The sequence below is a fragment of the Alkalimonas collagenimarina genome (assembly GCF_030717845.1).
Lineage (GTDB): Bacteria > Pseudomonadota > Gammaproteobacteria > Enterobacterales > Alteromonadaceae > Alkalimonas > Alkalimonas collagenimarina.
The window spans coordinates 64,459-72,148 of record NZ_JAUZVZ010000020.1 but is presented as its reverse complement, the minus strand read 5'-3'; the positions used below and the strand labels follow the sequence as shown (position 1 = coordinate 72,148).

General features: G+C 50.4%; 11 protein-coding genes. 4 read left to right on the top strand and 7 right to left on the bottom strand.

Annotated features, from left to right (window positions below; genetic code table 11):
- Positions 1-210: 210 nt before the first annotated feature.
- Complete coding sequence (locus Q3O60_RS13395) at positions 211-750, top strand: gamma carbonic anhydrase family protein (RefSeq protein ID WP_305894451.1); 540 nt, start codon at positions 211-213, stop codon at positions 748-750.
- Here Q3O60_RS13395 and Q3O60_RS13390 read toward each other — a convergent pair.
- The gene (locus Q3O60_RS13390; RefSeq protein ID WP_305894450.1) at positions 747-989 is read right to left on the bottom strand and encodes a DUF1488 family protein; all 243 of its coding nucleotides are present in this window, start codon (positions 987-989) and stop codon (positions 747-749) included. The genes Q3O60_RS13395 and Q3O60_RS13390 overlap by 4 nt on opposite strands.
- Entirely contained in the window at positions 986-1,798 is an 813-nt protein-coding gene (aroE, locus tag Q3O60_RS13385; protein ID WP_305894449.1) for a shikimate dehydrogenase, read from the bottom strand. Before aroE ends, Q3O60_RS13390 begins: the two co-directional genes overlap by 4 nt.
- A 101-nt stretch (positions 1,799-1,899) precedes the next feature.
- Here aroE and Q3O60_RS13380 point away from each other — a divergent pair, with 101 nt between their 5' ends.
- Positions 1,900-2,253, top strand: a complete 354-nt coding sequence (locus tag Q3O60_RS13380) for a group II truncated hemoglobin (RefSeq protein WP_369812673.1) — start codon at positions 1,900-1,902, stop codon at positions 2,251-2,253.
- Here Q3O60_RS13380 and hemF read toward each other — a convergent pair.
- Together hemF and tsaC are read right to left on the bottom strand one after the other, a co-directional pair.
- A complete protein-coding gene (gene hemF, locus Q3O60_RS13375; RefSeq protein WP_305894447.1) occupies positions 2,243-3,175 on the bottom strand; it encodes an oxygen-dependent coproporphyrinogen oxidase in 933 nt (310 codons plus the stop codon). The genes Q3O60_RS13380 and hemF overlap by 11 nt on opposite strands.
- Positions 3,176-3,177: 2 nt before the next feature.
- Complete coding sequence (gene tsaC, locus Q3O60_RS13370) at positions 3,178-3,741, bottom strand: L-threonylcarbamoyladenylate synthase type 1 TsaC (protein WP_305894446.1); 564 nt, start codon at positions 3,739-3,741, stop codon at positions 3,178-3,180.
- Between the two features lie 91 nt (positions 3,742-3,832).
- Between tsaC and purE the strand changes: the two genes are divergently transcribed.
- Together purE and Q3O60_RS13360 are read left to right on the top strand one after the other, a co-directional pair.
- Positions 3,833-4,324 (top strand): 5-(carboxyamino)imidazole ribonucleotide mutase, encoded by a 492-nt coding sequence (purE, locus tag Q3O60_RS13365; protein ID WP_305894445.1) that lies wholly within the window; start codon positions 3,833-3,835, stop codon positions 4,322-4,324.
- On the top strand, positions 4,321-5,466 hold the full coding sequence (locus Q3O60_RS13360) for a 5-(carboxyamino)imidazole ribonucleotide synthase (RefSeq protein ID WP_305894444.1): 1,146 nt from the start codon (positions 4,321-4,323) through the stop codon (positions 5,464-5,466). The genes purE and Q3O60_RS13360 overlap by 4 nt, the downstream gene beginning before the upstream one ends.
- Here the strand turns inward: Q3O60_RS13360 and Q3O60_RS13355 are convergent.
- The 3 genes from Q3O60_RS13355 to dprA form a co-directional block, all read right to left on the bottom strand.
- Complete coding sequence (locus Q3O60_RS13355) at positions 5,463-6,056, bottom strand: DNA topoisomerase family protein (protein WP_305894443.1); 594 nt, start codon at positions 6,054-6,056, stop codon at positions 5,463-5,465. The genes Q3O60_RS13360 and Q3O60_RS13355 overlap by 4 nt on opposite strands.
- 70 nt (positions 6,057-6,126) lie before the next feature.
- Positions 6,127-6,600 carry a DUF494 family protein gene (locus tag Q3O60_RS13350; protein ID WP_305894442.1) on the bottom strand — a complete coding sequence of 158 codons (474 nt, stop codon included), beginning with the start codon at positions 6,598-6,600 and terminating at the stop codon, positions 6,127-6,129.
- 2 nt (positions 6,601-6,602) lie between these two features.
- A complete protein-coding gene (gene dprA / locus Q3O60_RS13345; RefSeq protein ID WP_305894441.1) occupies positions 6,603-7,688 on the bottom strand; it encodes a DNA-processing protein DprA in 1,086 nt (361 codons plus the stop codon).
- Positions 7,689-7,690 lie beyond the last annotated feature (2 nt).

Below are 7,690 nucleotides of genomic sequence, written 5' to 3'. Positions count from 1 at the left end.
GTTGCGTTTCTTAAAGCACCCAGGAACTTGGCTAGTGCCCTGTTCCGTTGGCATGGCGCGCATTATAGAGCTCTTTATGCACCTTGCAAGGCAATTCTTGCTAATATCTATGTTTTTACTGCTGTTTGCACAAAGTTCGGCCGTAACGCGCTTTTTTCATTCAGCTATTGCATACTAATGCGACACAAGCATCAACAAGGATATTTTATTATGGCGATCCGACCTTATAAAGGAGTCTACCCCGACTATAACGACTCAGTTTTTATAGATAACTCTGCCGTCATTGTTGGCGATGTTCATTTGAACGACGATGTAAGCATCTGGCCATTGGTTGCCGCCCGGGGCGATGTAAACACCATTCGTATTGGCGCTCGCAGCAATATACAAGACGGTACCGTGTTGCATGTCAGCCGTAAAAGCCCACGCAAACCTGAAGGGTCACCATTAATTATTGGCGATGATGTCACCGTCGGTCATAAGTGCATGTTGCATGGCTGTCAGCTAGGCAATCGTATCTTGGTGGGTATGGCTGCCATCGTAATGGATGATGCCGTGGTCGAAGATGATGTCATCATTGGCGCGGGCAGCCTGGTACCACCTGGTAAAACGCTGCAGTCGGGTTATTTGTACGTCGGTAGCCCAGTGAAACAAGCTCGGCCATTAACTGCAGAAGAAAAGGCGTTCTTGGTAGCATCCGCAGAAAACTATGTGGTGCTTAAGAATGAGTATTTAGAGGAAGCGAACGCTTAAACAGCGAGCCAGACTTCACCATTTGCTGTCATTTTATCATGAGCAATGGCTTGTTCTGCGTGATCTTCCCACGTGAAAGCTTGCTGCTTTACTTGTGCTAACCAGCTTTCGCCCGTTTGGCCAGCTGGGCAGCGAATAAAGCAGTCTATTCGCAACCCAGCCTGTAAACAACTAAACTGCACTGCTTGACGGGCTGAGTTATAGCGAAAGTCGTTATTAAAAATCAGTTGCTGATTCATGCCAATTGCCTTTTTAACTCAGCCAGCACTGGCGTTATATCAGGCTTTTTGCCCCGCCAGATAGCGAATGACTCCGCCGCCTGGCCAACCAGCATACCAAGCCCATCGGCACACTGCGCAACGCCCTGCTGCTGACACCATTGCAAAAAAGCGGTTGGTTCCTTGCCGTACATCATATCGTACGCCAATTGACAGTGTTGCAAATGCTGGGCGGAAATATCGGGGCGTGAACCGGATAAACCAGAGGATGTGGCGTTAATCACCAGGCTGTAGTTTTGCGCAGGAATCGCATCCAAAGCACAGGCCTGCACTTGATCGGGGAAATTGACGGCGATCAGCTCCGCTTTATGTAAAGTGCGATTCGCCAGCACCAACTGAGACACTCCCGCCTGCAGCAAGGGTTCAATCACCCCTCGACTGGCCCCGCCAGCACCTAGTAACAAGACTGTCTGCCCTTGCAGTGAAGCACCAAGACGAACCAAGTCTGCAACCAAACCAGCACCATCCGTATTATCACCACATAACTGCCCCTGAGCATTGAGACTCAGTGTATTAACCGCCCCCGCTTTAGCGGCCCGCTCAGTTAGGATATCCGCCAATTGAAAGGCCTGCTCTTTAAAAGGCACAGTAACATTGCCACCGCGCCCTCCAGCCGTAACAAAATCCCGCCAGACATCGGCAAAGCCATCAACCGGTGCTAAAATAGCCTCATATTGCATGACCTCAGCACATTGTTGAGCGAATAAGCGATGTATCAGCGGCGACTTTGAGTGGCCAATCGGGTTTCCAAACACAGCGTAGCGGTCCAAAACTGATGTCCATTAAGAATGTAATTGCCAAAGTATTCCATAAAATCACCCCGACACGCCAGCCGGATCATCCAAACCCAGAACAAACGCCTTATCAACTGATGGGGGGTGAAGCCAAGGTGCGCCAATTAGCTGACCGCTTTTACGATGTAATGGAAACCGCCCCTGAGGCAAAAGAGCTGTATGCCATTCACCCCCAGCCTCTGCATGGCATCCGACAAAAGTTCTTTGAATTTCTATCCGGCTGGTTGGGTGGCCCCCCGCTGTTTGAGCAAAAATATGGTCATCCTCGCCTGCGCGCCCGCCACTTGCCTTTTACCGTTAACCAGCAGCTACGCGATCAGTGGATGTTTTGCATGAATAAAGCACTGGATGAAGTGGTCGAGCATGAGTTGTTAAGGGAAGGCATTCGCCAGTCGATCGGGCAACTGGCGAGTCACATGATCAATTGTTGAGCCCAAGCCAATCCTGCGGCTTAAGGTAACGCTCGTACAGCAACGCTTCTGCACTACCAGTTTCAGGTTGGAAACCATATTGCCAACGCACCAGCGGTGGCATCGACATCAGGATGGATTCGGTGCGGCCGCCGCTTTGCAAACCAAACAAGGTGCCACGATCATACACCAGGTTAAACTCAACATAGCGGCCGCGCCGATACAACTGAAATTGCCGCTCGTGTTCACCATAGGGTGTGTCTTTTCGTTTTTCGACCAACGGCAGATAAGCCGGTAAAAAGGCCTCACCGATAGAACGCATCAAGGCAAAACTTTGCGCAAAGCCAGGCTCGTTTAAATCATCAAAAAATAAACCGCCAACCCCGCGGGTTTCACCGCGATGTTTTAAATAAAAGTAATCATCACACCACTTTTTGTAGTGTGGGTAATACTGTTCACCAAAGGGATCACAAGCTGATTTAGCCACCTGGTGCCAGTGGATCACATCCTCTTCAAACGGGTAAAAAGGGGTTAAATCAAAGCCACCACCAAACCACCAGACGGGGGCAACACCTTCCTTTTCTGCAATAAAAAAACGTACATTGGCATGGGTCGTTGGCAAAAAAGGGTTGTGAGGGTGGATAACCAACGACACACCACAGGCATGAAAACTGCGCCCAGCTAACTCAGGACGATGTGCCGTGGCCGAAGCGGGCATTTGTGCACCATACACATGTGAATAATTGACCCCAGCCTGCTCAAACACCGCGCCGCCAGTTAATACCCGGCTACGTCCCCCTCCGCCTTCTGCACGTTGCCAAGCATCCTCGACAAACTGAGCACCTCCATCGGCTTGTTCCAAAGCCTGACAGATACGATCTTGCAATTGCTGTAAAAAAGCCTGTACCTGTGGCAACTGTTGTTCTTTTTGATCAGATTGCACCACTAACTCCTTAACGTATTGCCTTGAATGGCATCACGAATCTGACTCGGTTGGCTAGCACCACCAAGCTCTCCTGCCACAATAGCAGCCAACTCAGCGCCTAGCGCAGCATCTAACTCAGCAGCATCCCGAATGGCATCTTGTCCTGCCCGGTTGGCACTGGTTGAAACCAGCGGATGATTCAGCGCTAAACAAAGCTCTCGCACCACCGGGTGCGCACTAACCCGCACGGCGATACTTTGATGCTGCCCCGTGATCCAAGCTGGGGCAGCTTTACTCGCTGGCAGCACCCAACTGATGTGACCGGGCCAACTGGAGAAAATCTCCGCACGACGCTCTAAAGGAATGGCTTGATCATCTACATAGGGCAGCAACTGTGAATAATTAGCTGCAACCAGGATAAGTCCCTTTTCTACCGGACGCTGTTTAATCGCCAGCACCCGCTCCACCGCCTGCTGCTGCAAAGGATCACAGCCTAACCCATACACAGCCTCAGTCGGGTAGGCAATCACGCCCCCCGTCTGCACCAGCGCTATCACTTGTTCGATCGAATGTATTTTGGCCATGAGGTATTCAGTAAAAATTCAATTCAGTTGCAGTTCCCGCTATAATACCGCTTTCGCGATCATACTTCATTCTCTTCAGAAGGAAACTCACATGCACGTTGGGATTATAATGGGTTCGACCTCAGACTGGCCAACCATGAAGCACGCCGCTGATATGCTGGATCGTTTTGGCATCCAATACGAAACTAAGGTCGTCTCAGCGCATCGCACTCCCCAACTTCTGGCTGAGTATGCCTCTTCCGCCGCCGAGCGAGGGTTGAAAGTGATCATTGCCGGTGCCGGCGGTGCCGCACATTTACCGGGGATGGCTGCGGCCTTCACCAGTTTGCCCGTCCTTGGTGTGCCAGTGCAATCGAAAGCCCTAAAAGGCATAGATTCACTCTTATCCATCGTCCAGATGCCAAAGGGGGTTGCGGTTGGTACCTTGGCAATCGGCGATGCCGGAGCCGCTAACGCTGGCTTACTGGCCACGCAAATCCTTGCTACTCACGATGCAGAGCTGATGAAGAAAATTGACCAATTCCGCCAGCAGCAAACGGATACCGTCCTTAGTCAGCCCGATCCATCGGAGTTGTCACTATGAAAGTACTGGTGCTCGGAGCCGGTCAGTTAGCCCGTATGATGGCACTGGAAGCCTTGCCTCTCAATATCGACGTTGAAGCCTTTGATGTGCGTAGCGATCAAATCATTCACCCCCTCAGCCAGCAAGTCCTTGGCGAAGGGTTGCAACAAGCACTACGCGAAGCCGATGTCGTGACCGCGGAGTTTGAGCATATTCCGTTATCCGTGCTTGAGCCTTGCCAACAAAGTGGTAAATTTTTTCCTGGTAGTACAGCTATCTTGGCCGGTGGCGATCGTCGTCGGGAAAAAGCCCTGCTGCAACAAGCTGAGGTGAGCACTGCAGCCTTTTGTCTCGTCAAAAATCGCGCCGATTTCGATGCCGCCATCACCAGCCTTGGTTTGCCATTGGTTTTAAAAAGTGCACTTGAGGGATATGATGGCAAAGGCCAGTGGCGTATTAAATCGCCTGAGCAAGCCGATGATGTTTGGGCTGATATCGCTCAATTTCTGAAGCAATCGTCAAAAAAAATCAATCAAGGCATTGTGGCAGAACAGTTTATACCTTTCGATTACGAAGTATCCCTGGTCGGTGCCAGAGCGAATGATGGTCAAGTAAAGTGGTACCCACTGACCGAGAACCATCATGTCAATGGCGTCCTGAGTGTATCCCTTGCCCGCGCGCAACATCCTTTGCAAGCCAAGGCAGAACAAATGTTTAATGCGATAGCCGAGCAGCTCAATTATGTCGGTGTGCTCGCTATTGAGTTCTTCGTGGTTGGCGACACGCTGTTAGTGAATGAGATTGCGCCCAGAGTTCATAACTCAGGGCATTGGACTCAGCAAGGCAGTGATAGCAGTCAGTTTGCCAATCATATCCGCGCGGTATGTGGCTTACCGCTCGGCGAAACCAACTTACAACGCCCAACCCTAATGGTGAATATCCTAGGCATAGACCAACTGCCAGAGAACCTGCTGGCGATTCCAGAACTGCACCTGCACTGGTATGGAAAAACCGCCCGACCGGGCCGTAAAATGGGTCATATCAATCTGTCTGCTGAAGCGCCGGCTCAGCTAAAGCAGCGTTTTGCTCAGCTCATAAAGCTGCTGCCAGCGGAGCATTTCCCAGAACTGGAGACGATGTTACCGCGAATTGCTGACATTTAATCACTAGGAGCTTGCTCTGCCAGGCAACTTTTGTCTGCGCAGAGCAGCTTTTCACCTTTGGCCGTTTTCTTCTTTTGCAATAGACCAAAACCACAGGTTTGGCATTGCCCAATCACCGGCTGCTCATTCAGTAAAAACTTGCATTTCGGGTAACGATCGCAGCCATAAAAATGCTTGCCATATTTGCTAATTCGCTCGACCAACTGACCTTTATGACAGCTGGGGCAAGGGAAAGACTCCGTTGTTTCACTATCATCATGCACGATAAAATCACAGGCCGGATAAGCACTGCAACCGATAAACATACCGTAGCGGCCATTTTTCACCGCCAGTGGCTGACCACACTTGGGACAGGGCTCATGATCAAGCGTTTTAACCACACTGTGCTCGTGCTCATGCAGTGGCTTAATGTAGTGGCAGGAGGGGTAATGGCTGCAACCGATAAAAGGACCGTTTTTGCCCGATTTTATCTGCAGCGGATGCTGGCAAAGTGGACAATTGCCAGCGCTTTGATCCAATTTAAATAAAGGGTCGTGCTGAGAAGACATAGCCATTGCTACCGCAGAGTTATCTAACGATGAGTATGCCATAACGCTATGCCATTCCCAAACCTGTGCTAGCAGCAATAGTTAGCTGCCAGACAGGGTATCGTCTTACCTTTTAGTGCAGTTGACCATCTGGTTCATCAAAAATCAGATCTTCCATCTGGGCGTATGCACTTTCGCGGCCAGGCACATTAAATAACACCATAAGCACCACCCACTTTAAATCATCAAGACTGATGCTCTGGCCATCTAAATCCATCACCCGGTCCAATACCATTTCACGAGTGGAAGCATCCAGCACATTGATCTGCTCGAGAAACATCAGGAACCCCTGACAATTGGTATCCATTTTACGGGCTTCTTGCGGGGTGAAAATCCGCATGGAGCTGACAGTCATCTTCGTTAAGTAAGGTTTAACATGGCTTTCCTGCAGCTTGGATAGGCTATCCAGCCATTGCAAAGCCCTGAAGATATCGTCGTCATGAAAACCAGCCAGACTTAATTCTTTGGTCAGGTCGTCGTGGTCGACAAAAATCTCCGATTCGTTGTGGATGTAGTTTTCGAACAGGTATACGAGGATATCAAACATGATCAGGTACTCCTCACTCTGATGTAGCCACCAGGCACTACTGCCACCAGACCTGCCAGCTCAAGCTGAAGCAAAGCAATGGTCGTGTCTGCCACAGGCAGCTGAGATCGCTCTGCGATCAGGTCAACCGCAGTGGCCTCATCTCCTACGTTAGCCAACAAAGTGCCATCGAACAAGTCTGGCGATGCTTTTTTTTCACTTTGCTGCTTATTTAGACTCGATTTTGCGAAAAAAGTCCATTCTTCCAAAATATCGGCCACAGAAGTCGTCAGTTTAGCACCTTGCTGAATTAAAGCATGACAACCAGCCGCCTGCGGATGGTAAATCGAGCCAGGAACTGCAAAGACATCCCGATTCGACTCTACGGCCAGTTGAGCGCTGATCAGCGAGCCACTCTTTAAGGCCGCCTCAACCACCAGGGTGCCTTTCGATAACCCTACCACAATGCGGTTGCGTTGAGGGAAAAAAGCAGCACGGGCTTCGACCTGCGGAAAGTACTCCGACACCATAGCGCCTTGCTGATAAATTTGCGCTGCCAACTCACGATTCGATTTTGGGTAAATACGCTCCAAACCACTCCCCAATACGGCGATGGTTGGCCCATCGACCGACAAAGCCCCCTGATGCGCGCAGCTATCAATCCCCCGAGCCATACCACTGGTGATGACGTAGCCATGTCGCACCAGCTCGGCTGCAAAATGATAGGCTATTTTACGGCCGGTCGGGCTAGGTTGGCGGCTACCAACAATCGCCAGTTGCGGCTGACTAAGTAGTGATAGATTGCCAGCGACAAATAAAACTAACGGAGGTTGGCGAATTTGTTTTAGCAAAGCAGGGTAGCGTGCATCGCTGTAACAGAGAATATGATGATCTGCTCGACTCGCTAGCCACTGCAATGCTTGTTCTATCGCTGGCCGGTAGGGTTGATTCAGCTTAGTGGCCTGATTCTCGTTCAAGCCAAGCTGTCGTAAAGTACTGATGGGTTGTTTGCACAAGTCAACAGCTGAGCAATGCTCGCTGAGCCGCTGAAATTGAAAACCGCTGATACCAGCCTGAGCCAGTTGTAACCATGCTTTGATATCGTCCATGA